General features: G+C 58.7%; 18 protein-coding genes. 11 read left to right on the top strand and 7 right to left on the bottom strand.

Translation table 11 applies throughout. The features are described from left to right. Positions 1-16 precede the first annotated feature (16 nt). Both DSL70_RS16335 and DSL70_RS16330 read right to left on the bottom strand, forming a co-directional pair. Positions 17-622: a histidine phosphatase family protein gene (locus DSL70_RS16335; RefSeq protein WP_205563299.1), complete on the bottom strand. Its 606-nt coding sequence runs from the start codon at positions 620-622 to the stop codon at positions 17-19. A gap of 257 nt (positions 623-879) precedes the next feature. Next, on the bottom strand, positions 880-1,464 hold the full coding sequence (locus tag DSL70_RS16330; RefSeq protein ID WP_119309024.1) for a TetR family transcriptional regulator: 585 nt from the start codon (positions 1,462-1,464) through the stop codon (positions 880-882). Positions 1,465-1,820: 356 nt separating this feature from the next. Here DSL70_RS16330 and DSL70_RS16325 point away from each other — a divergent pair, with 356 nt between their 5' ends. The 3 genes from DSL70_RS16325 to DSL70_RS16315 all read left to right on the top strand — a co-directional run bounded on the left by DSL70_RS16325 (position 1,821) and on the right by DSL70_RS16315 (position 7,464). After that, entirely contained in the window at positions 1,821-2,837 is a 1,017-nt protein-coding gene (locus DSL70_RS16325; RefSeq protein ID WP_162916801.1) for an efflux RND transporter periplasmic adaptor subunit, read from the top strand. 12 nt (positions 2,838-2,849) lie between these two features. After that, the gene (locus tag DSL70_RS16320; protein WP_119309022.1) at positions 2,850-5,969 is read left to right on the top strand and encodes a multidrug efflux RND transporter permease subunit; all 3,120 of its coding nucleotides are present in this window, start codon (positions 2,850-2,852) and stop codon (positions 5,967-5,969) included. Positions 5,970-6,189: 220 nt separating this feature from the next. Beyond that, entirely contained in the window at positions 6,190-7,464 is a 1,275-nt protein-coding gene (locus tag DSL70_RS16315; protein WP_205563298.1) for an MFS transporter, read from the top strand. 93 nt (positions 7,465-7,557) lie between these two features. Here the strand turns inward: DSL70_RS16315 and DSL70_RS16310 are convergent, their stop codons facing one another. After that, the gene (locus DSL70_RS16310; RefSeq protein WP_119309021.1) at positions 7,558-8,349 is read right to left on the bottom strand and encodes a metallophosphoesterase; all 792 of its coding nucleotides are present in this window, start codon (positions 8,347-8,349) and stop codon (positions 7,558-7,560) included. Positions 8,350-8,579: 230 nt separating this feature from the next. Between DSL70_RS16310 and DSL70_RS16305 the strand changes: the two genes are divergently transcribed. The 3 genes from DSL70_RS16305 to DSL70_RS16295 are packed head-to-tail and all read left to right on the top strand — an operon-like array spanning position 8,580 to position 12,301. Further along, positions 8,580-9,647, top strand: coding sequence for an ABC transporter ATP-binding protein (locus tag DSL70_RS16305; RefSeq protein ID WP_119309020.1), 1,068 nt, complete (start codon positions 8,580-8,582; stop codon positions 9,645-9,647). A gap of 21 nt (positions 9,648-9,668) precedes the next feature. After that, positions 9,669-10,601, top strand: coding sequence for an extracellular solute-binding protein (locus DSL70_RS16300; RefSeq protein WP_119309019.1), 933 nt, complete (start codon positions 9,669-9,671; stop codon positions 10,599-10,601). Then, positions 10,601-12,301: an ABC transporter permease gene (locus DSL70_RS16295; RefSeq protein WP_119309018.1), complete on the top strand. Its 1,701-nt coding sequence runs from the start codon at positions 10,601-10,603 to the stop codon at positions 12,299-12,301. Before DSL70_RS16300 ends, DSL70_RS16295 begins: the two co-directional genes overlap by 1 nt. A 108-nt stretch (positions 12,302-12,409) precedes the next feature. On the opposite strand, the gene DSL70_RS16290 is transcribed toward DSL70_RS16295, so the two are convergent. From DSL70_RS16290 to DSL70_RS16280, 3 genes are all read right to left on the bottom strand, one after another. Continuing rightward, positions 12,410-13,687, bottom strand: a complete 1,278-nt coding sequence (locus DSL70_RS16290) for a TRAP transporter large permease (RefSeq protein WP_119309017.1) — start codon at positions 13,685-13,687, stop codon at positions 12,410-12,412. A gap of 14 nt (positions 13,688-13,701) precedes the next feature. Beyond that, positions 13,702-14,220, bottom strand: a complete 519-nt coding sequence (locus DSL70_RS16285) for a TRAP transporter small permease (protein WP_119309016.1) — start codon at positions 14,218-14,220, stop codon at positions 13,702-13,704. A 97-nt stretch (positions 14,221-14,317) separates the two neighbouring features. Then, positions 14,318-15,304 (bottom strand): TRAP transporter substrate-binding protein, encoded by a 987-nt coding sequence (locus tag DSL70_RS16280; protein ID WP_162916800.1) that lies wholly within the window; start codon positions 15,302-15,304, stop codon positions 14,318-14,320. A gap of 469 nt (positions 15,305-15,773) precedes the next feature. Between DSL70_RS16280 and DSL70_RS16275 the strand changes: the two genes are divergently transcribed. From DSL70_RS16275 to DSL70_RS16255, 4 genes are all read left to right on the top strand, one after another. Beyond that, positions 15,774-16,721, top strand: coding sequence for a TetR/AcrR family transcriptional regulator (locus DSL70_RS16275; RefSeq protein ID WP_245418241.1), 948 nt, complete (start codon positions 15,774-15,776; stop codon positions 16,719-16,721). A 326-nt stretch (positions 16,722-17,047) separates the two neighbouring features. Then, positions 17,048-17,602: an ester cyclase gene (locus tag DSL70_RS16265; RefSeq protein ID WP_205563297.1), complete on the top strand. Its 555-nt coding sequence runs from the start codon at positions 17,048-17,050 to the stop codon at positions 17,600-17,602. Positions 17,603-17,714: 112 nt separating this feature from the next. Then, on the top strand, positions 17,715-18,134 hold the full coding sequence (locus DSL70_RS16260; RefSeq protein ID WP_119309012.1) for a DoxX family protein: 420 nt from the start codon (positions 17,715-17,717) through the stop codon (positions 18,132-18,134). Between the two features lie 256 nt (positions 18,135-18,390). Then, positions 18,391-19,629 (top strand): GTP-binding protein, encoded by a 1,239-nt coding sequence (locus DSL70_RS16255; protein ID WP_119309011.1) that lies wholly within the window; start codon positions 18,391-18,393, stop codon positions 19,627-19,629. 67 nt (positions 19,630-19,696) lie between these two features. Here DSL70_RS16255 and DSL70_RS16250 read toward each other — a convergent pair whose 3' ends face one another. Continuing rightward, on the bottom strand, positions 19,697-20,416 hold the full coding sequence (locus DSL70_RS16250) for a GntR family transcriptional regulator (protein ID WP_119309010.1): 720 nt from the start codon (positions 20,414-20,416) through the stop codon (positions 19,697-19,699). Between the two features lie 156 nt (positions 20,417-20,572). Here DSL70_RS16250 and DSL70_RS16245 point away from each other — a divergent pair, with 156 nt between their 5' ends. After that, a complete protein-coding gene (locus DSL70_RS16245) occupies positions 20,573-21,574 on the top strand; it encodes a 4-hydroxyproline epimerase (protein WP_119309009.1) in 1,002 nt (333 codons plus the stop codon). The last annotated feature ends 34 nt before the right edge of the window (positions 21,575-21,608 follow it).

Genomic DNA, 21,608 nt, shown 5'->3' with positions numbered 1-21,608 from the left:
CATTTCCTTTTGCGCTCTAGAGCCGCTCGACCATTTCATGGCCCACACCGGTCCAGCGGAAAAACAGCGGCGTGGCGTTGGGGGCGGATGGCGCATCGGCACCGACCCCGGCCATGCTCATGACAGCGCGGATCACACCGGCGTGGCAGACGAAGACGGGCAGGCTCGAGGGCGTGCTGGAGGACGTTCTGGAGGACGTTCTGGCGCAGCATTCGGTGATTGCATTGTGAACCCGCGCAACCAGTGTGTCCCACGTTTCACCGTCCCTTGGTTCAGCATGGCGGGATGGCAGCTCGCTGACGAGCTTGCCCTCAAACTCGCCCCAGTTTCGTTCACGCAGATCCTGATGAATTTCGAAACTGCGACCAGGGAAGGCCAGACGGCAGGTATCCTGTGCTCTGGTCTTGGGGCTGACATAGAGGACAGTCTCCAGCTCCCATTTGAGGCTGGCGAGCCGGCTTGCCTGCTCTCTGCCCAGATCAGACAGGGGCACATCGGTTTCACCAGCGACGATGAAGTCGCGGTTGGCAGTGGTCTGCCCATGACGGATCATGCAAAATGTATGGTGTGGTAGGGACGGGAAGGACATGAGAGTATTCTCTTGCAGGTTCTTGTGAGACATGGACGCGCCACCAACACCCCAAAGCGATCCTTGCGGCGTTATTCGTGGTGAGCGGGCTGATTTTGAAGACGGAAAGTCCGCAAAAGGTCGGGAACCCAAAAAGGTGTATAACCCGACTGATGGCTTGTCCAGAGCCTGAGGCGAGAAAGTCGCGACGCGAAGACGGCGCAGGCGTATGGCAGCACCAGCACCCCGAGAGCTCCTTTCCCCGTTGACCAGGAGCTCTTGATGAGGGCTGTTCGATCAGGTCATCCAGGTCAGGAGAGTGCGCGATTGACCAGATCGATCTGCTGGCGGACGATCTCGTGCACATCAACGGTGGTGAAACCGATGTCCTTCATGAAACCGAACCCGAAGGACAGCGCCAAAACCGACATGGCGACCTGTTCGACATCCGCTTTCTTGCTCAGTTCACCGGCCTCCTGCGCAGCCCTCAGCAACTCGGCGTGCTTGGTCTTGCTGTTGTTCACGATCTGGATAAGAACCGACTGCATGGTCGGGCTCATCCGGGAGGCTTCCATGAGATCCTTGTAGAGACGGGCGAAATCTTCCCTGATCTCTGGGCACGCGCAGCCACCAAGATTGGCGATCAGTTTCTCGATTGGTGACGTCGTTTTGATTTGACTGAGGAACTCAATCTTCATACGCTGCCACAGACACAGAAATGCCTCCGCGCGCAAGGCGTCGGCGGAGTCAAAATGGTGGTGAATCTGCCCCGGAGACGAGGCAGTGACCTTTGCCACATTTCTGACGGTTGCCGCGGCCAGCCCCTGATGCTGAATGACATCAATGGCCGCCTCAATGATTTCAGAGCGTCTTTGCTCTTTCGGTAGATAGGACATCTTTATTTTCCAAAGCGACACATTGCCCCGATCTGTCGTTTACAGAATCAAGGCATTTGTTAAATAAATCGCTATAAGAATAAAATCAAACTGGACACCAGCGCAATTTGGACATATGTACAATTGCTCAACTGCCCAATTCCAGGACTACTACTGTGTCAACACCAATTCATGCCCTGCAGGGCTGTGTCCTGTGGGAATTTGTTCTTTTTTTTCTAGTTGTGGAAGGTACCATGCCCCATTCTTCCAGAAACCATATTCTAGCCGTTGCGTTGGGCCTTGCATTTGGTCTCTCTTTGGCTCCATCCACCAGCATGGCTCAAGGCGCCCAGCGCCCCCCTGCAATGGTGACGACTATGGAAATCAAGCCTGAAACGGTCACCATCAGCGAAGAGCTGCCCGGTCGCGTTTCAGCCTTCCGCACTGCTGACATACGCCCTCAGGTTGGCGGCATTCTTGAGAAACGTCTGTTTGAACAGGGTATTGACGTCAAGGAAGGCCAGCCGCTGTTCCAGATTGCCGCCGAAACCTATCAGGCGCAGGTGGAAAATGCCCAGGCTTCTCTGACCAGCGCTGAAGCGGCCCTTGATCTGGCCAATATCAAGCTGGATCGTGCCCGGCAACTGTTCGAGAAAGAGTCGGCCAGCCAGCAGACGTATGACAGTGCTCAGGCCGAAGCCAAGAGCGCTCTGGCTGCTGTCGCCGCTGCCAGGGCAACCCTGCGCGCGCAACAGATCAATCTTGATTTCACCACGGTGCGGTCTCCTATCCCGGGGCGCATCGGCGCGGCGCTTGTCAGTGAAGGCTCACTGGTGTCTGCCAACCAGAGCCAGCCTCTGGCATCCGTTCAGCAGATCGACAAGGTCTATATCGACCTGCGCCGGTCGGCCCTTGATCTCCTGAAGATGCAGGACATGGCCAATCTCGCTCCGGAAGCATCGTCCGTCGAGATTCTCGGCATTGACGGCCGGGTTTACCCTCAAAAGGCGAAGCCGCTGTTCACCGACCTCAGTGTTGATGCATCGACCGGCGACGTAACCATGCGTGTATTGGTGGACAATCCTGAGCAGAGCCTGCTGCCGGGCATGTTCGTCCGGGCACTTGTCCCGCGCCAGATCGTCGAGAACGCCCTGTTGGTTCCGCAGCAAGCGGTCATTCGCGATGTGACGGGCGGTGCCCGTCTGGTTGTGGTCGACGCGGAAGGCAAGGCCCATTTCCACGATGTGGTGCTGGGTGAGCTGGTCAACCGGAGCTATGTCGTTACCGAGGGTCTTGAGCCTAACGCCAATGTTGTCATCCGTGGTCAGACCCGGGTCAGCCAGGACGGCGATCAGGTCCATGCGACCCCTGCGGGACAACAGCCCAAACAGTAACGGGGATTTCTGATGCCAAGTTTCTTCATCGACAGGCCCGTGTTTGCATGGGTCATCGCGATCTTTATCATGCTCGGAGGGCTGCTGACCCTTTCGCTGCTGCCGGTCACCCGCTATCCGGACATTGCGCCGCCAAGCGTGTCGATCCGCGCCACCTATCCCGGCGCTTCGCCGGAAGTGGTCAACGACAGTGTGGTCAGCATCATCGAGCCGGAATTGTCAGGCGTAAAGCATCTGCTTTATTTCGAGTCCACGGCCAACTCCTCCGGTTCGGCCACCATCACCGCAACGTTTGAATCCGGTACCGATCCGGAGCTGGCGCAGGTCGACGTCCAGAACAAGATCAAGTCGATCGAGCCGCGCCTTCCCGAAGCGGTTCAGCGTACGGGCCTGACGATCGAATCCTCGTCGTCGGGCTTCCTGATGGTCATTGCCCTGACCTCACCGGACGGCACCCTGACAGCCCTTGATCTGGGCGACTATATGGAACGCAACCTGATCCAGCCGCTCAACCGTGTGGCAGGCGTCGGCCGCGTGCAGTCGTTCGTTTCCAAGAAGGCGATGCGCGTCTGGATCGACCCGCACAAACTGTTGTCCTATTCCCTGTCGGTTTCTGACGTGACCAGTGCCATTGCAGCCCAGAACGTCCAGATCTCGCCGGGTCGCGTTGGTGCAGAGCCAACCGTCGAAGGCCAGAGAGTGGGCATTCCGCTTACCGTTGAAGGCCAGCTCAGCACGCCCGAAGAGTTCGAGAACATCGTGCTCAAGTCCGATCTGGACGGCTCGAAGCTAACCCTTGGCGATGTTGCCCGCGTCGAAGTGGGGGCCCAGACCTATGCCTTCGTTTCCCGCATCAACGGTTCGGCTTCTGCTGCTGCGGCCATCCAGCTTGCTCCGGGCGCCAACGCCATGCGGGTATCCCAAGCGGTTCAGGACCGGATGGCAGACCTTGCCAAGGCGATGCCGAAGGGCATGAGCTGGTCGGTGCCTTATGACACCTCGCCGTTTGTTGCCATCTCCATCGAGAAGGTGGTGGACACGCTGATCGAGGCCATGGTGCTGGTGTTCCTGGTGATGCTGCTGTTCCTGCAGAAGATCCGTTACACCCTCATCCCGGCCATTGTCGCCCCGATCGCTCTGGCAGGTACGCTGGTCGTCATGTATGTCTCGGGCTTTTCGATCAACGTGCTGACCATGTTCGGCATGGTCTTGGCGATTGGTATCATCGTGGATGACGCCATCGTGGTGGTCGAAAACGTCGAACGCATCATGGCCACCGAGGGCCTTTCGCCCAAGGAAGCAACACGCAAGGCCATGAAGCAGATCACCAGCGCCGTTATCGGCATCACGCTGGTACTGACCGCCGTGTTCATTCCCATGGGCATGTCATCGGGTGCCGTGGGCGAGATTTATCGTCAGTTCACCATGTCAATGGCGGTGTCGATCCTGTTCTCGGCCTTCCTTGCGCTGTCGATGACACCGGCCCTTTGCGCAACACTGCTCAAGCCTATCGATCCGGATCACCATGCCTCCAAGGGCGGGTTCTTCGGCTGGTTCAACCGCGGCCTTGACGGGATTACCAATGTCTATGTGCGGATCGTGGCGGTTTTTGCCCGCCGGATCGCAGTGATGGTCGTGCTCTATGCGGCAATCGTCGCCGGGCTTGGCTACAGCTTCATCAAGCTGCCGACCTCGTTCCTGCCGGTGGAAGATCAGGGCTCCTTCATCACCCTGTACAGCCTGCCGTCGGAAGCGACCCAGGAACGAACCAAGGAAATCGTCGAGATGTACGAAAACCACGCAAAATCGCGTCCGGCAACAAAGGACGTGTTTGCTGTGGTTGGCTTCAGCTTCAGCGGTATGGGCTCCAACACGGCCTTGTCCTTCACCACCCTGAAAGACTGGAGTGAACGCGAATCTTCGGCATCAGACGAGGCCAATGTGGCAAACCGGACGATGTTTGCTGCGCCAGAAGGCCAGATCTACAGCATCCTGCCGCCATCCATCCCGTCTCTTGGCACGTCATCCGGCTTTGCCATGCGTCTTCAGGACCGGGCTGGCCTTGGCAATGAAGCGCTGGTCAACGCCAGAAACCAATTGCTTGGCATGGCAGCCCAAAGCCCGCTGCTGACAGGCGTTCGTCCGGACGGCCTGCCTCAGGGGGCCAGCATCCGGCTTGAGATCGACCGCCAGAAGGCTGAATTCCTCGGCGTGCCGTTCGCTTCCATCGCCTCGACCCTGTCGTCGGCAATGGGCTCGAACTATGTCAACGACTATAGCTATCAGGGGCAGTTGCGCCGGGTGACCGTACAGGCTGATGCACCTTTCCGCATGCAGATCGAAGATGTTCTGAAGCTCAACCTGCCAAGCTCCACCGGAGCGATGGTGGAGCTGTCGGAAGTCGTCAAGCCGATCTGGGAGCAAAGCCCACTGCAGTTGGTGCGCTATAACGGCCTGCCATCCGAACGCATCAGCGGCAGTGCCGCACCGGGCGTTTCTGCCGGTGAGGCCATGGCCGAGATGGAACGGCTTGCCGGTCAGTTGCCGGAAGGCTTCGGCATAGAGTGGACTGGCCAGTCTCTGCAGGAGAAAAACACCAACGCCCAGACACCAATGCTTCTGGCATTGTCCATGCTGGTGGTGTTTCTTGTGCTGGCAGCCCTCTACGAAAGCTGGTCCATCCCGTTCTCGGTGCTGCTGGTCATTCCGCTTGGTGTGATTGGTGCGGTGCTGTCGGTCTATGTCCGCGGCCTTGAGAATGACGTGTTCTTCAAGGTCGGACTGATCACCATCATCGGCCTGTCGGCCAAGAACGCCATTCTGATCGTGGAGTTCGCCCGCGCCCTGCATGACGAGGGACGCAGCCTGATGGATTCAGTCACGGAAGCAGCCCGCCTGCGCATGCGACCGATCCTGATGACGTCGCTCGCCTTCACGCTTGGCGTCGTACCGCTGATGCTGTCCAGTGGTGCCAGTGCCGAAACCCAGCACGCCATCGGTACCGGAGTGTTCGGCGGCATGATCACGGCGACTTTCCTTGGCCTGCTGTTCGTGCCAGCCTTCTTCGTCCTTGTGGTCGGCATAGCCAATCTGCTCAGAGGCAAGAGGCATCAAGACGAGGCGTCGGTCTGATCATCATCAGGCGAGGTCCCCTTTTGGGGGTCTTTTTAAGGAACAATCATGGGGCGTCCGTCGTTGACAACAGGACGCCCCATTTTCATGTCCGGATATCTGGCCAGACCTACCCTTGGCCTATCCACTGGATCTATTGTGGTGTTGATTGCCTCAGTATGGTGTGGTTATCTTTTAAGACGTTGCTTTTTAAAATTCTTTTCTCAAGAAGGTCTTCCCCGTGTCTCGCAGCCTGTTTTCCATCGCTTCCCTCCTGCTCGGATCCGCATTCCTGTTCTTTGCCGGAGGCCTTACCGGGATGCTGTTGCCGGTACGAGGTGGGATCGAAGGCTTTTCGAGCTTCAATCTCGGCCTCTTGGGGACCGGTTGGGCCGTCGGTTATGTTTCCGGCTGCCTGATGGTGCCGCAGATCGTGACACGGGCTGGGCATATCCGCGCCTTCAGCGTGATGGCCGCGATGGCCTGTATCTCTGTGCTGATGTCGTCGCTGCTGGTCTTTCCCTATGCCTGGATCATTCTGAGGGCACTGGCCGGTTTCGCCTTTGCCGGCGCGGCGATGATCGTTGAGGGCTGGCTGGTCGAGCGTTCCGACCCCAAGAGCCGCGGCATGATTTTCGGCACCTACACCATGGTCAACCTGTTTGCCAGCACGGCAGGCCAGATGGTGATTGCCATCGGCACACCGGAAACATTCCAGCTGTTCACGGTGGCCTCGATCTTCTACGTCATCGCCCTGTTGCCGACCGCGCTCACCAAATCGCAGGCCCCTGCCCCTCTGGCGCGGGCGCAGCTCAACATTGCGCGGCTCTGGAGAAATTCGCCTGTGGCCGTGATTGCCGTGCTGCTGACCGGTATTTCAAACGGCAGTTTCGGCACGCTGGCGGCGGTCTATGGGCGTGACATCGGCCTTTCCGTTTCCGGCGTTGCGTTCTTTGTCAGCGCCTCGATTCTGGCCGGTGCAGCCGCCCAGATCCCCATCGGTTTTCTCTCCGACCTGATCGACCGCCGACTGGTCGTCATCCTGATCGCGCTGGTTGCCATCGGTTCGGATAGCATGTTCGTCACCCATGCCCCAAGCACAACCGAGCTGGCAATCATCTACTCGGCCATCTTCGGAGCCGCAGTCTATTCCTTCTATCCGGTGCTCGTGGCCCACGCCAACGACCATGCGGACCCGTCCGAGGGTTTGCAGACCAGTAGCGGTCTGTTGCTGCTGATGGGGTGTGGCACGATGATTGGGCCGCTGCTCGGCGGTGTGCTGATGTCGATACAGGGGCCAGACGGGCTGTTTGTCTCGACAACCATCGCCCATATCGGCATCCTGCTGTTCACCATCTGGCGCCTGACGCAGCGCGTCGCCGTGGATAGCGAGGACAAGGGGCAGTTTATTCCCATTTCACCCATGCGCACCCGGACGCCCCAGACCATCGTCTTTGCCGATGGCGAGTTGATGGAAGGGAAGGAAGCCCGGAGTGCGGGTGGTTCCGACGAGTAGGCTATGCCGAGTTGCTTCGGTCTGGGCTTTGCTGTGCCTCTGGTCGCTTCCTCCAACCATACTCCTCTGGCCAGTTCCTCTGGCTCAACTCCGCTAGCCCTTGGCCGGAACGCTGATGAAGCGAAAGGTTTCTGCCTGCAGATGAACGGCCGTCAGTGCGCCGCCATAAACTGCACCGGTATCGATGCCGATCCGCCCCGGACCGATTTCGGGCGTTTCGAAGGGCGTGTGACCATGGACAACCCAGCGATCAGATGCAGGTTCGTCCACCAGAAACAGCTCCCGGCTCCACATCAGATCGCGCTCCGTCTGCTCTTCCAGCGAGGCGTGATGGCGAAGACCCGCATGGACGATATGGGCAGACGGCATGCTCAGAACCGTTGGCAGATGGGCCAGAAACGCCATGTGCTCAAGCGGGATCCGGTCTGACAACCATGCAGACAGCACACCCTCGGGCAACCCGGCCGCCACGAAATCTTCCAGATCGACGCCGTAGGAGGCAAGGGTGGCTGCGCCGCCCCAGTTGATCCACGGGCTCGAAAGCGATGGCTCCAGCAGGAACTCGCTGAAGGTCAGATCATGATTGCCGCACAGCACCAGACGCTCGACATTGTCCGGCAGGGCGGATGTCAGGCAGTGCTCGATCACGGCACGGGAATCCGGCCCGCGGTCCACCAGATCCCCGACATAGACGATCAGGGTTGGCGTGGAGCGGCGTTTGGCCTCTTCAATGATCATCCCTTCCAGCTGCAACAGCAGAGAAATACAGCCGTGAATATCACCGATCGCATAGACATCGGCAGGTTGCTCATCCAGCACCAGACGTGGTCGGGCCAGCGGATCCGCCATCAGGTTGCGGGCCTTTGAGAGTATCGGAGATGCCATTGAGGGAACCGTATCCTTCTGCTTCAGCTCTGGGCGATCGCGGAACTATGCCTGCTCGGACGATCTGCGTAAAGGCTTTTGACGTGCAGCGCCAGTAGCGCACGGCAGCGAGGCGGCAATGTGACAGGTGACATCAAAGCTTCACACGACTGTCATATAGAGCTCCTATAGACCGCCCAACAACAGCCATTCCCGAACCAGTTTCTCCTATTTTAACAAAGCCCCGTTTCATGACCGCTTCCTCCGCTCCCGCCCTTTCCCTTCACGCCATTTCCATGAGTTACGGACAGGACAAAGTCCTCGACGGGATCAATGTTTCCCTCAAGGCAGGTGAAGTGCTGGGCCTTCTAGGCCCGTCGGGCTGTGGCAAGACCACACTGCTGCGGCTGATCTCCGGGCTGTTGCTCCCCAACGAGGGCGAAATCGAAATCGCTGGTCGGCTGGTCGCAGCGCCCGCCAGAGGCATTGCCCTGCCCCCGGAAGCACGCGGGCTCGGCATGGTCTTTCAGGATTACGCCCTCTGGCCGCACCTTTCGGTCGCCAGGAACGTGGCCTTTCCGCTGGAAATGCAAAAGCTCTCTCGGGCTGAATGCGAAAGCCGGGTGAAGAGGGCACTTGATCGGGTTGGCCTTGGTGCCATGGCGGATCGTCGCCCGTCCGATCTTTCCGGCGGCCAGCAGCAGCGCGTGGCGATCGCCCGGGCGATTGTTGCCGAGCCGCCGCTTGTGCTGTTTGACGAGCCGCTCTCCAACCTTGACCGGGAATTGCGCGAGACAATGGTCGAGGAACTGAGCGATCTGGTATCCGAGCTCAATCTCAGTGCAGTCTATGTCACCCATGATCATGCCGAGGCGCTGACGCTGGCCGATCATGTGGCCGTCATGCGCGGTGGCAACATCGAACAACTGGCTTCGCCCGACGCGCTCGTGAGCAACCCGGCGACCGCCGCCGTTGCCGATTTCCTGCGCCTTGGCAGCCTTTTGCCCGCCTGTCGTGGCGCTGACGGCTGGCTCATCGAGAACACCGCCATTGTCTTGCCCGAGGGGCCGGGTGCCGACGAAAAGGCCCATCTGCTTCTGCCCGAGCGGGCCATCCGTCTCGGGTCCGAGGGTCCCGCCACTCTGAAAGCCGAAGTACTCCGCGCCCAGACGCGCAGCACCGGACGCGCCCTCACCTTGCGCATTGCCGGGACCGATCACCTCATCCGCCTTGTCAGCTCGATCAGCGTCAAGGCCGGAGACATACTCGATATTTCCTATTCACCAAATGAGCTGCGCTGGTTCCCAGCCGTGGCGTAACCAACTCATTGGAGCCAATTCATGCGTTCTACCATTTTTGCTTTTGCCCTCGGCCTTCTGGCCTCGACCGCCGCTCAGGCTGACGTCACCGTCTATTCTGCCGGTCCGGGATCTCTCATCAACGATCTTGCCAAGGGCTTCACCGCCAAGACCGGTATCAAGGCCAATGTCTTTCAGGCAACCACCGGCAAGGTCATGGCACGTCTGGAAGCCGAAAGCTCCAACCCGGTTGCCGACGTGGTGATCTCCGCGTCCTGGGGCACAGCCACGTCTTTCGCTGCCAAGGGCCTGTTGCTGCCCTATACCAGCCCGAATGCCGAGACTGTTCCTGATTTCCTCAAGACCGACACCGCCGTTGCCCAGGGCGTTGCCGGCATCTGCATTGCCTATAACACCAAGTCCGGTCTGCCTGTGCCCAAGGACTGGGCCGATCTTGCCAAGCCGGAATACAAGGACATGGTTACCCTGCCGGACGCCGCCGCTTCCGGTGGCACCTATTCGCTGGTTGAAGCCTTTGCTGCAAATGACATGAACGGCGTGCTACAGAGCATCAAGGACAATGGCGCAATTGTTGCCGGTGCCAACGCCGCAGCCCTCAACCCGGTTCTGCAGGGTTCCAAGGCCGCCGTCTTCGCCGCCGTCGATTACATCACACTTGGCGCCAAGGCCAAGGGCGAGAGCGTTGACATCGTATTCCCGGAAAGCGGCACTGTGGTCGCTCCGCGTCCGATGATGATCCTCAAATCCTCCAAAAATCAGGACGACGCCAAGGCTTTCATCGACTATGTGCTCTCCGAGGAAGGCCAGAAAGCGGTTGCCAAGGTCTATCTGATGCCATCGCGCACCGACATCAAGGTTGACCGTCCGCTGATCGGCGATCTGAAACTGCTGTCCAGCGAAGGCGCTCCGGCACGCGATGCGGTTCTTGACGGCTTCAAGGCCATCTTCAACTGATGGCAAAGGCAGCAGCGACAGGCGCAGAAGGCAGCGCCCTCCTCAGATGGATTGCCACCTTCGGGTTGCTGCTCGTTGTTGCAGTTCCCTGCCTGTTCATCATCATACAGGCGATTTTTCCCGACATCGGGAGCGGCTCACTGGCCGCTCCCTTCTCACTGTTCTTCAAGACCCTCGCCGATCCGGCGCTGTTTGGCCTTGCGCGCAACACGCTGATCCTCGGCATCGGCACGGTTGTCTGCGCGGCAATCTTTGCGGTGCCGCTGGCAGCCCTCAGGGCCCTGTTCCGCGTACCCGGCGCCATTTACTGGGATGCGCTTTTGCTGATCCCGTTCATGATACCGCCCTATATCGCAGCGCTTGGCTGGATCATGACGTTGCAGCCGCGCGGCTATATGGAACAGCTGACCGGGCTCAATCTGGCTGGTCTGCTTTTTTCCGTCCCCGGCATCATGCTCATCATGGGCCTCAACACCTTCTCCGTGGTCTATTTCGTGCTTTCGCGCACCTTCGAGACGATCGGCGCACGCTATAGCGATGTCGGTCGGGTGTTTGGCGCGGGACAATGGCGCTCCTTCTGGCGCATCACCTTTCCGCTGGCCATGCCGGGCCTTGCTGCCAGCCTGCTGTTGGTGTTTGCCATGTCGATCGAGGAATATGGCACCCCGGCCGCGCTTGGCCGTCGCATCGGGTTCGAGGTGCTGGTCACCGGTATCGAGAACCGTATATCGGAATGGCCGATCGATCTGCCCGGTTCGGCGACCCTGTCGCTGGTGCTGGTCAGCATGGCGCTGGTGGCCTTCATGGTGCAGCGCTGGCTGCTGACCCGTCGCGACTATCGCATCGTCAGCGGCAAACCGCAGGCCTCCGACAAGCGGCCGCTCGGCATCTGGTCCGTCCCGGTTTGTCTGGCGTTCGGCTTCATTGCCTTTCTTGCCACCGGCCTGCCCATTCTGGCCATTCTGGCAACGGCCCTGACGCGGACCATTTCCGGCGGTCTGGCGCTCGACAACATGGGGCTGCACAATTTCGAGGCCCTGCTTGGGCGTGGCAGCGACGGGCTGATTGCCCTTGGCAACTCGCTGGCGCTTGGGAGCTCGACGGCTCTGTTGGCTGGCTTGTTCGGGGCCATCACGGCCTATTCCGTGGTCAAGGGGCGCGGACGGTTCCGGCTGTTTCTGGACGCTTTGTCGATCACACCTAACGCCCTGCCCGGCGTGGTGGTTGCGGTGGGCATCATTCTGGCGTGGAACCAGCCGTGGCTGCCGGTCACACCCTACAACACGCCATTCATCCTGCTTCTTGCCTATGTCTGCATCCTGCTGCCGCAGCCGGTGCGCTATGCCACGGCCTCCCTGCATCAGCTGGGCGACAATCTGGAATCGGCAGCTCGGGTTTGCGGCTCCGGGCCGCTCAAGGCCTTCGTGCGGATCATCCTGCCGCTGATCCTGCCCAGCATGGTCACCTCGATGATCCTTGTCTTTGCCGTAGCCTCGCGCGAGCTGGTCGCCTCGCTGCTGGTCGCGCCCATCGGTTTCCAGACCATCGCGGTCTATATCTGGACCCAGTTCGATCAGGGCTCCGCCGGTCTTGGCATGGCAATGGCCTTTTGTGCCATCATGATCACGACGCTCATTCCGCTCGGCCTGATCGGTCTGCTCAAATGGGTCACCAAGGGCCGGGTTGCCGGGCTCAACTAGCCGATCGCCAACACCACACCCTGTACCCCACGCCGCACGATCGACAAAACAAAACCCCGCAGCATCGCGATTGCTCCGGGGTTTTGCTTTTCGGAGAAGGCTCGGTCACTACCCCATCAGCAGCGCGGGCAACCAGGTGCTGAGAGCCGGGAACAGGCAGAGCAGCAGCACCACCAGAAAGTTGGCCAACAGGAAGGGCAGCGCACCACGGAAGACTGACAGAATGCTCTCGCCCGACACGCTGGCACAGACATTGAGACACATGCCGACCGGCGGCGTCACCAGCCCCACGGCCAGACCGGAGATCAGCACCGCACCGAACTGGATCGGTGAAACACCGAGCATCTTCAGCGCAGGCAGGAACACCGGCGTTAGCAGCAGGATCGCCGGGCTGACATCAACGAAAAAGCCGATCAGCAGGATGACCACTGCCACCGCCAGCATCGCCGTGGTCGGACCTAGCTGGAGCTGGACAAACAGCATGCCGATCATTTGCGTCACGTGTTCTAGCGCCAGGATCCATGTGAAGACACCGGAAAAGGCGATGATGATCATGACGTTGGCCGAGCTGAGAATGGCCTCGCCAAACAGTTTGGGCAGGTCCCGGAAGGTCAGGCCGCGATAGACAAACAGGCCGACCAGCAGCGCATAGAGAGCGCCAACGGCAGCGGATTCCGTTGCCGTTGCGATGCCGGTGACCACCGATCCGACAACAATCAGCGGCATCAGAAGCGCAGGCAACCCTTCAAGGGTGCTGCGCAGAACCCGGGCTGGCGCCAGATCCACCTCTTCACAGGGGAAGCTGTTGCGGTGGGCGATGATCAGCACGATCCCCAGCATGAAGACACCGACCATGACACCGGCGATCAGACTGCCCAGAAACAGGCGCCCAACCGACTCGGAGGCGGCAAAGGCATAGATGACCATCGGGATGGACGGCGGGATGATCATGCCCATGGTCGACGAGGCTGCAATGAGGCCAGTGGCCGTGCGCACCGGATAGCCCTTGTTCTTCATGGCCGGGATCATCACCTGACCGATCGAGGCGGCATCGGAGACCGAGGAGCCCGAGATACCGCCAAAGACCATCGCCGTCAGCACGGATACCAGCCCCAGGCCGCCGCGCAGGCGACCAACGAACAGCATGCAGAATTCGATCAGCCGACCGGTGAGCCCGCCGTGGTTCATCAGATGGCCCATAACGATGAACAACGGCAGTGACAGCATGACCGAACTGTTCATACCGGCATAGACGCGAGCGGGCAGCACGGCGATGAGATCGGGCTGATAGACAAGGAAATAGAGAAGCCCCGAGAGCCCCATCGAATAAGCGATGGGAACACCGATGAGCATGAACAGGACAAGACTGCCAATGAGCAAGAGCATGGGATGTCACATCGCTAGTTTGAGGGGTCGGCAAGAGGTGTCATGATCAGGGCGATCAGACGGGTGATAGAGAACAGGATGGCAAAGGCGCAGCCGATGGGAATGGCCACTTCAACGAGCCCCTCGGCGATATGCAGAACCGGGTCTTCGCTGCTGCCAACAACGGAAATCCACTCGATGCTGTAATAGAGCAGCATCGCTTGCAGAATGCCGATGAGGATCAGGTTGATCCCTTCCAGCCAGGCCTTGGCACGCGGCGGCAGGCTGTCGATCAGGGCATCAATACGGATATGCTTGCCGCGGGCGATGTCCACGGCAGCACCCAGCGCGGTGGTGTAGATGAACATCATCACGGTCGCTTCGCTGCCACCGACAATGGTGGAGTTGAAGCCGTAGCGCATGATGACGAGGATGACGACCATGACAAAGATGAGGCCGAAGAGAGCCGTCAGGAGCCACGTCAGGCATTGCATCAACAGTTTTTCGGCGCGAAGCACTGGATGCACCTGATAGGCAGGGGCGGGACCGGACATGTCAAAGCTTTCCGATGGTTTGGGTGGTCTCTGTCAGACGCCGGGGTGACCATGGCCACTCCGGCCTGAAAAGGCGATCAGGGCGCTACGGGCGCGCCTATTTGCCAGCCTCGATGGCCTGCTTGACTTCATCTTCGGAGAAGGTGCCATTCTGGATATAGAAATCCCAGACCGGACGCACCTTTTCGACAAATTTGGCGCGGTTGTCGGCCGAAACCTCGTTCACTTCCAGCTTGTCACCGAGGAATTTCAGATAGTCCGCCTCGGAGGCAAGCCAATGCTCGTCACTCCATTCCATGGCTTCGCGGGAGACTTTGTCAAACACGGTCTTCAGGTCGTCCGGCAAGCTCTCATACCATTTGAGATTCACGAACAGCGGATCCGGATGGATCTGGTAGTTGAGCAGTGAGAGATACTTTTGGGCTTCATAGAATTTCATCACCGAGATGTTGCTTGGCGGGTTTTCCTGACCATCGGCCACGCCCATCTTCAGGGCCATATAGACCTCGCCATAGGGAATCGAGGTCGGGCTGGCACCCAGCGCTTCGAAGGTCTTGATGATGGTCTCGATGCCCGGTGTGCGGATTTTAAGACCTGCGACATCGTCAGGCGTGTTGATCGCATGTTTGTTGTTGGTGACAACGCGGAAGCCGCCAGCCACACCGGTGGCCGGAATATAGTAGCCATTGTCCTTGGCGGCATCGGCAATATGGGTGCCGAAATCGCTGCGCATGGCTTTGAGCACCGCGTCGGTGCTGTCATAGAGGAATGGCAGGGTATAGATCAGGAATTTCTTGTTGGCCTTGGTGAAAGCGCCGCCACGAGTCCCCTGAACAGTCCCCATCTTGACCATGTCCATGACTTCCGGTTCGCTACCAAGCTGGCTGCCCGAGAAGACTTCGACCGAGATCCGGCCCTTGCTTTCCTTCTCAAGGGCTTCCTTGAAGAACAACATGGATTTGTGCCGAACCGAGCTGTCCGGTTGAGAATGGGCGAATTTGAAATTAAAGTCTGCGGCCATGACCGGGAATGCGAGCCCGATCCCGACGGCCATGATTGCCAGCTTCGCAAATGTCTTGTTCATGAATGCCTCCCTTTTGAAAACCGTTCTTTCCGGTTGAACGGCGAAACGGCGCATTCCCCACCGTTTCCTTTCTCCTCGATAGCAAGTGGTCAACGGGCGAGCCCGATGGGTTGCAACTGGATGGTCTCCCAATCATCCATACCGTCACAACAGCACCTTCTTAGAACACTACTTACTGGTAGATAATGTCAATAAACAAGATTATAATTTACCACTATTGCGACAACCGGACGCATCCTGATGTGAAAAATGTTCTCAGCCAATCTTTTGTAAACAAGCTCAAATTCGCCTGATTTTGCGGTATCAATCGGCATATTTGCGGACAATTCCAAACTTTCTCCGTGCAGTCCCCATCAGAAAAGAGGATATTGACAACTGACAGGAAGTGCCTATCATCCATACTGCTAAATCAAAAAATCCATACTTTGGAAGGGTTTCCATACCTCCCATCCATAGACTTGAGGCAAAAATGGCGAAGCTTCCAAAAAATGTCCGGATCGGACGCAACGGGCGGGTGGGTATTCTCAAGAAGGTTCCGCGAGACCTTTGGGATCACCCACAATACCGGGAGCGCGCCAAGGTGATCGAGCGTTCCACAGGTGCTGTTGACCTTGCGGAAGGGGTCAAGATTGCCAGCGCCATGCTGCGGGATCTGGAACAGGAATTCCGCTCGGCCCGGTCCGAGCTGGTCGCCATCGATGCTACCGCCGAGCAGGAAGCATTGGCCCTGACTGGCGCCACCGAACCACTTGCCGTCACCGAAGAGGAAGAGGCGCAGGACGTTCCGCCTCCCGCCTCTCCCAGACGTCGGGAAGCGGAGACCACCCGGCGAGATATTCTGGATGCCGCCATGGAGGAGTTCGCAGCAAAGGGTCTGAGCGGGGCGCGAGTCGATGCCATAGCCGCCAGAACGCGAACCACCAAGCCGATGATCTATTATCATTTCGGCAGCAAGGAAAAGCTCTATGCGGCCGTCATGGAAGAAGCCTATGGCGGGGTGCGCAGCAAGGAACAGGGCTTGCATCTGGACGAGTTGCCGACGGAAGAAGCCATGCGCCGGCTGGTCGAGGTGACTTTCGACCATCACGCCGAACACCCGGAATATGTCCGGCTGGTCACGGTCGAGAATATCGAGATGGGCCGCCACATCACCGGACGCAAGAGCCTGATAGAGCGCAATGCGATTGCCATAGAGACCGTGCGTGATCTGCTCAAACGTGGCGAGGCCGAGGGCATTTTCCGGCCTGGCATCAACCCATGGCACCTGCATTTCCTGATTTCCTCCTACTGCTTCATGCGCGTGTCCAACCGCTATTCATGGCGGGCAGTCTTCGACATGGACCTGTGGGACGAGGCTGATGTCCCGGCCCAGCGCGAGATGATCGTCGAAACGATCCTGCGCTATGTGAAGCCCTGAGCGCCCACCCGGCCCGCGTACGGTTGCCTTTGCAACCCCTTTCCCTCCTTCTCACCGCTTCCTGCTGCAACCGGCCTGTCAATGGTTCGACGGCACCTGTGCGACTTTTGCCGGTTTGCCGCGATCAGCACCAGTGCGTCCTGCCCCGCACATAAATTAAGAACAATTTGTAGACAGTCATTCCATATAATCTCCATTTCATTGAATGATTTTCTAGGCCATATATGCCTCAACAACAAAAACAAAAAACGAACCGGCAAGACCCAAAAGAACAAGAATAAGAAAACAACAAGAACAAGAAACGGAACGAGACAATGAAAAAAATCATGACCCTTTCGACTGCAGCCCTGGCTCTCATCGGTGCTTACTCCAGCTCCGCTCTGGCCGCCGATACCGCCAAGCCTGTGACCGAAGCCCTCAAGGAGCTGTCTCACTACCAGTCAGAGGAAGCCCGCATTGCTAAGAATCTCGAGACCTTCGATACCCTCGACTTCGAAGTCTTCTCCGGTCAGAAATGGGATCGCCTGCATGAAAGCCACGCCAAGGACATCGTCGTTCACTGGCCGGACGGACACAGCACAAACGGAATTGACCGCCATATCGAAGACCTGAAGGCCTTCTTCGTGTTCGCCCCGGATACCAAGATCGACAAGCATCCGGTTCGTATCGGACAGGGTGAATGGACCGGTGTCGTTGGTGAAATTGCTGGCACCTTCACGGAACCGATGCCAATCGGCAACGGCCAGTTCATCCAGCCGACAGGCAAGGCCTACAAGCTGACGATGGCCACCGTTGGTCACTGGACCAAGGATGGCATCATGGATGAGGAATATCTCTTCTGGGATAACGACACCTTCTACAAGCAGATCGGTCTGCGCTAGGCGATCAATCCCCAAAACAGCGAGGGCCTTGCGATAGAGGCCCTCCCATTTGACAGACAACCCCATTCTCTTCAGTGCAAAGACTGCACGCAACCACAGTTGGAACACTTACATGATCGACACCAATACCGCCCCATACGCCGCATTCCTTCTTCGCGTTATCTCTGGTGCCCTGCTGCTTGCGCATGGCCTGATGAAGATCTTCATCTTCACCATTCCCGGAACAGTCGGCTTTTTTGAAAGCCTCGGCTTCCCCGGCATCTTTGCCTATCTGACCATTCTGGCCGAAGTGGCTGGCGGCGCCGCTCTGATCCTCGGCGTTGCCACTCGCGCGGTCGCTGTACTGACCCTGCCTCCTCTGCTCGGCGCTCTGGTCGTTCACTCCGGTAACGGCTGGGTATTTTCCAGCCAAGGTGGCGGTTGGGAGTTCCCGCTGTTCTGGGCCATCACCAACGTGGTCATCGCCCTGCTTGGCAGCGGTGCCTACGCCCTCCGCCTGCCGGTTGTCCAGAAGTTCGCCTGGGCCCAGTAATCCGGAGCCAGACAGGCAACAGGCCAACGGTCAAAGATAAAAACAAGCCCCATAACACTCTCTCAAAACTCAAGGCGGTGCCTCCTTTCAGGATGGCGCCGTTTTTTATGCGATCTACGGCAGCCCTCACTGCCGTCTTTTCCCTTAAAAGACAATTTGCCACAGGCACTTAAGGGCATGGATGCCTTCCTGCCTGCTTGACGGGCCGTGGGGAAATCGATATCTGCGACGTTATAACATTTCCCATGGGTGACAGATGTTCAAGCTACGCAAATCCGACCGGCGCCTGCCCGTCACCGTGCTCTCGGGCTTTCTTGGCGCGGGCAAGACGACCCTCCTCAATCACGTCCTCAACAATCGCAACGGCCTCAAGGTCGCGGTCATCGTCAATGACATGAGCGAAGTGAATATCGACGCCGATCTGGTGCGGGAAGAATCCTCTCTCAGCCAGTCGGATGAAAAGCTGGTGGAAATGAGCAATGGCTGCATCTGCTGCACCCTGCGCGACGATCTGCTCATCAAGGTGCGGCAGTTGGCCGAAGAGGGCCGTTTCGATTATCTGCTGGTGGAAAGCACCGGCGTTTCCGAGCCTTTGCCCGTGGCCACCACTTTCGAGTTTCGCGACGAGTCCGGTCGCAGCCTCAACGATGTCGCCCGGCTCGACACCATGGTCACGGTGATTGATACCATCCATCTGCTCAAGGATTTCGGCTCGAAGGACTTTCTTGCAGACCGAGAAAGTCTGCGACCGGATCTGTCCGACCACGATGAGCGTACGCTGGCCGATCTGCTCGTCGACCAGATCGAATTTGCCGACATCATCATTCTCAACAAGATCTCTGATGCCACTTCCGAGCAGCGGGAGGCGGCCCGGGGCATCGTGCACGGGCTCAACCCGGACGCCCGCCTGATCGAAACGGACTTTGGCGCCGTTGACACCAAAGCCATCTTCAATACCGGCCTCTTTGACTTCCAGCGCGCCCATGAGCATCCCAAATGGTTCAAGGAACTAAACGGCTTTGCCGACCATCTGCCGGAGGATGCGGAGTTCGGGATCACCAGCTTTGTCTGGACGGCCCGCCGCCCGTTGCTGCCGGAGAAATTCCATGAGTTCACCCAGACGCCGCTGCCCGGGGTCATCCGCGCCAAAGGCCATTTCTGGCTGGCGACCCGATCTCACATCGTCGGAGAATACAGCCTTGCCGGAACCATCGCCCGCACTTCACCGCTTGGCTACTGGTGGGCGTCTGTGCCTCAGGAGCGCTGGCCGAAGGACCGGGCCAGCCGCAAGCAGCTGGAAGCGGTGCAGGATCCGGTCTATGGCGACCGGCGGCAGCAGATCGTCTTCATCGGCATGCTCAAGGAGATGAACCGGGACCGCATCTGTTCCATGCTCGACCGCGCTCTGGCCGAGCCATGCACGGCGGGGCCGTTCGATCCGCGCGCCTACACCGCTCTGGATGACCCCTTCCCGGCCTGGGAACGGACAGACTGAGCCCACAAGGTGTGGGAAACCACAGGACGGCTGCCCCTCAGCTGCCTCACACCTGCTTTCCGATGGCTCACCCCAACGGCAACGCGCTGTTGATGCGGGTGTCGGCGGAAATGTAGGACTGGATCTGGCGTACAATCTGGTCGGCATGATCAGCCGCAAACCTGTCGCACAGGACAAGATCCCTGTCGATGATCGCCTGCACCATCTTCTCATGCTCGTCGACATAGAGATGCGGGATCTCGTCATTATAGGACTGGTAATAGAGACGCAGGATGCGCCGCCCCTCATCAAGCAGCCGGGTGAACAGCTCGACATAGTAGCGATTGCGTCCGGCCTTGGCTATAGCCAGATGGAACTCGCGGTTGGTGGCGATCATCTCGAAGACATCGCGGCTTTCCACCGCCTGTGCGTAGAGATCCTTCCAGTGGTTGATTTCCTTGAGGTCAGCCGGAACATGGTTGGCCGCTGCCAGACGCGTCGTCACCCTGTACATCAGTGTCAGGGCATCGAAGAACTGCGACAGATTGAGGAAATCGATGTTGGACACGATGGTCGCCCGGTTGGGCAGGGTGGTAATCAACCCTTCGGCAGCCAACCGTACCAGCGCTTCACGGATCGGTGTGCGCGACATGGAGAAACGGGCGGCCAGCTGCAATTCGTCAATCGGGCTGCCCGGCGCGATTTTCAACTCGATGATTTCGCGATGCAACGTCTGATAGACGTGGCCGACGCCAGCCCCGCGCTTGAAGGGCCCCTTGGTGGATTTCTTTTCTTTTGTCTCGGTCATGCCTTGTCACCTGACGATGTTGCGATGGATATTTTTAGCGAATATCTGAAAACTCCTGAAGCAAATGTTTGTATTTTAATTGTCGACAGATTATTGTGTCAACGAAATTGGAGACCAAGGGTAGCATATAGCGCTTTACCTGAGCAGGGCGAAACCATGAAAAATCATACATTTCAATGCATTGACGGTCATACTTGCGGAAATCCGGTGCGTCTGGTTGCCGGTGGAGCACCACGGCTCGAAGGCAAAAACATGATCGAAAAACGTGCGCATTTCCTTGCGGAATATGACTGGATTCGCACAGGCCTGATGTTTGAACCGCGCGGCCACGACATGATGTCCGGCTCGATTCTCTACCCGCCGACCCGTGAAGACTGCGATGTCGCCGTGCTGTTCATCGAGACCTCCGGCTGCCTGCCGATGTGCGGCCACGGCACCATCGGCACGGTGACCATGGCCATCGAGAACGGCCTCGTCACGCCGAAGGAACCAGGCAAGCTGCGCCTCGACACCCCGGCAGGTCTCGTCACCGTCGAGTACCGTCAGGAAGGGCGCTATGTGGAAGAGGTTCGCCTGACCAACGTGCCGGCCTTCCTCTATGCCGAAGGCATGACTGCGGAAGTGGAAGGGTTGGGCGAAGTCACGGTGGATGTGGCCTATGGCGGCAACTTCTACGCCATCGTCGAACCACAGGCCTGCTTCCGCGACATGGCCGATTTTTCGGCCGGGGAACTGGTCGGTTTCTCACCGAAGCTGCGCGCCGCGCTCAATGCGAAATATCAGTTCGTGCATCCGGAAAATCCGGCCATCAACGGGCTCAGCCATATCCTGTGGACCGGCGCTCCAAAGGACCCTGAAGCCACGGCCCGCAACGCCGTGTTCTATGGCGAGAAGGCCATCGACCGCTCCCCATGCGGCACCGGCACTTCGGCCCGCATGGCCCACTGGGTGGCCAAGGGACGGCTCAAGGTCGGCGATGACTTCATCCATGAGAGCATCATCGGCAGCCTGTTCAAGGGACGGGTGGAAGCAGCCGCCAAGGTCGGCGACAAGGACGCCATCATACCATCGATCGGCGGCTGGGCGCGCCAGACCGGCTTCAACACCATCTTCATCGATGATCGCGACCCCTATGCCCACGGCTTCACGGTGCTCTGAGATTCTCAGCAATCGATAGCAAAAAGGCGCGGAT

Source organism: Cohaesibacter haloalkalitolerans (assembly GCF_003574655.1).
Classification (GTDB): domain Bacteria; phylum Pseudomonadota; class Alphaproteobacteria; order Rhizobiales; family Cohaesibacteraceae; genus Cohaesibacter; species Cohaesibacter haloalkalitolerans.
Note: the sequence above shows the minus strand (reverse complement) of the source record. Positions and strands in the feature narration are given on the sequence as shown.

Bases quoted from the DNA above. Each gene is read 5' to 3' on its own strand.
- DSL70_RS16260 (WP_119309012.1), top strand. From the start codon at position 17,715: ATGATCGACACCAATACCGCCCCATACGCCGCATTCCTTCTTCGCGTT.
- DSL70_RS16335 (WP_205563299.1), bottom strand. From the start codon at position 622: ATGTCTCACAAGAACCTGCAAGAGAATACTCTCATGTCCTTCCCGTCC.
- DSL70_RS16325 (WP_162916801.1), top strand. From the start codon at position 1,821: ATGGAAATCAAGCCTGAAACGGTCACCATCAGCGAAGAGCTGCCCGGT.
- DSL70_RS16245 (WP_119309009.1), top strand. From the start codon at position 20,573: ATGAAAAATCATACATTTCAATGCATTGACGGTCATACTTGCGGAAAT.
- DSL70_RS16305 (WP_119309020.1), top strand. From the start codon at position 8,580: ATGACCGCTTCCTCCGCTCCCGCCCTTTCCCTTCACGCCATTTCCATG.
- DSL70_RS16300 (WP_119309019.1), top strand. From the start codon at position 9,669: ATGCGTTCTACCATTTTTGCTTTTGCCCTCGGCCTTCTGGCCTCGACC.
- DSL70_RS16310 (WP_119309021.1), bottom strand. From the start codon at position 8,349: ATGGCATCTCCGATACTCTCAAAGGCCCGCAACCTGATGGCGGATCCG.
- DSL70_RS16275 (WP_245418241.1), top strand. From the start codon at position 15,774: ATGGCGAAGCTTCCAAAAAATGTCCGGATCGGACGCAACGGGCGGGTG.
- DSL70_RS16250 (WP_119309010.1), bottom strand. From the start codon at position 20,416: ATGACCGAGACAAAAGAAAAGAAATCCACCAAGGGGCCCTTCAAGCGC.
- DSL70_RS16265 (WP_205563297.1), top strand. From the start codon at position 17,048: ATGACCCTTTCGACTGCAGCCCTGGCTCTCATCGGTGCTTACTCCAGC.
- DSL70_RS16290 (WP_119309017.1), bottom strand. From the start codon at position 13,687: ATGCTCTTGCTCATTGGCAGTCTTGTCCTGTTCATGCTCATCGGTGTT.
- DSL70_RS16285 (WP_119309016.1), bottom strand. From the start codon at position 14,220: ATGTCCGGTCCCGCCCCTGCCTATCAGGTGCATCCAGTGCTTCGCGCC.
- DSL70_RS16330 (WP_119309024.1), bottom strand. From the start codon at position 1,464: ATGTCCTATCTACCGAAAGAGCAAAGACGCTCTGAAATCATTGAGGCG.
- DSL70_RS16295 (WP_119309018.1), top strand. From the start codon at position 10,601: ATGGCAAAGGCAGCAGCGACAGGCGCAGAAGGCAGCGCCCTCCTCAGA.
- DSL70_RS16320 (WP_119309022.1), top strand. From the start codon at position 2,850: ATGCCAAGTTTCTTCATCGACAGGCCCGTGTTTGCATGGGTCATCGCG.
- DSL70_RS16280 (WP_162916800.1), bottom strand. From the start codon at position 15,304: ATGAACAAGACATTTGCGAAGCTGGCAATCATGGCCGTCGGGATCGGG.
- DSL70_RS16255 (WP_119309011.1), top strand. From the start codon at position 18,391: ATGTTCAAGCTACGCAAATCCGACCGGCGCCTGCCCGTCACCGTGCTC.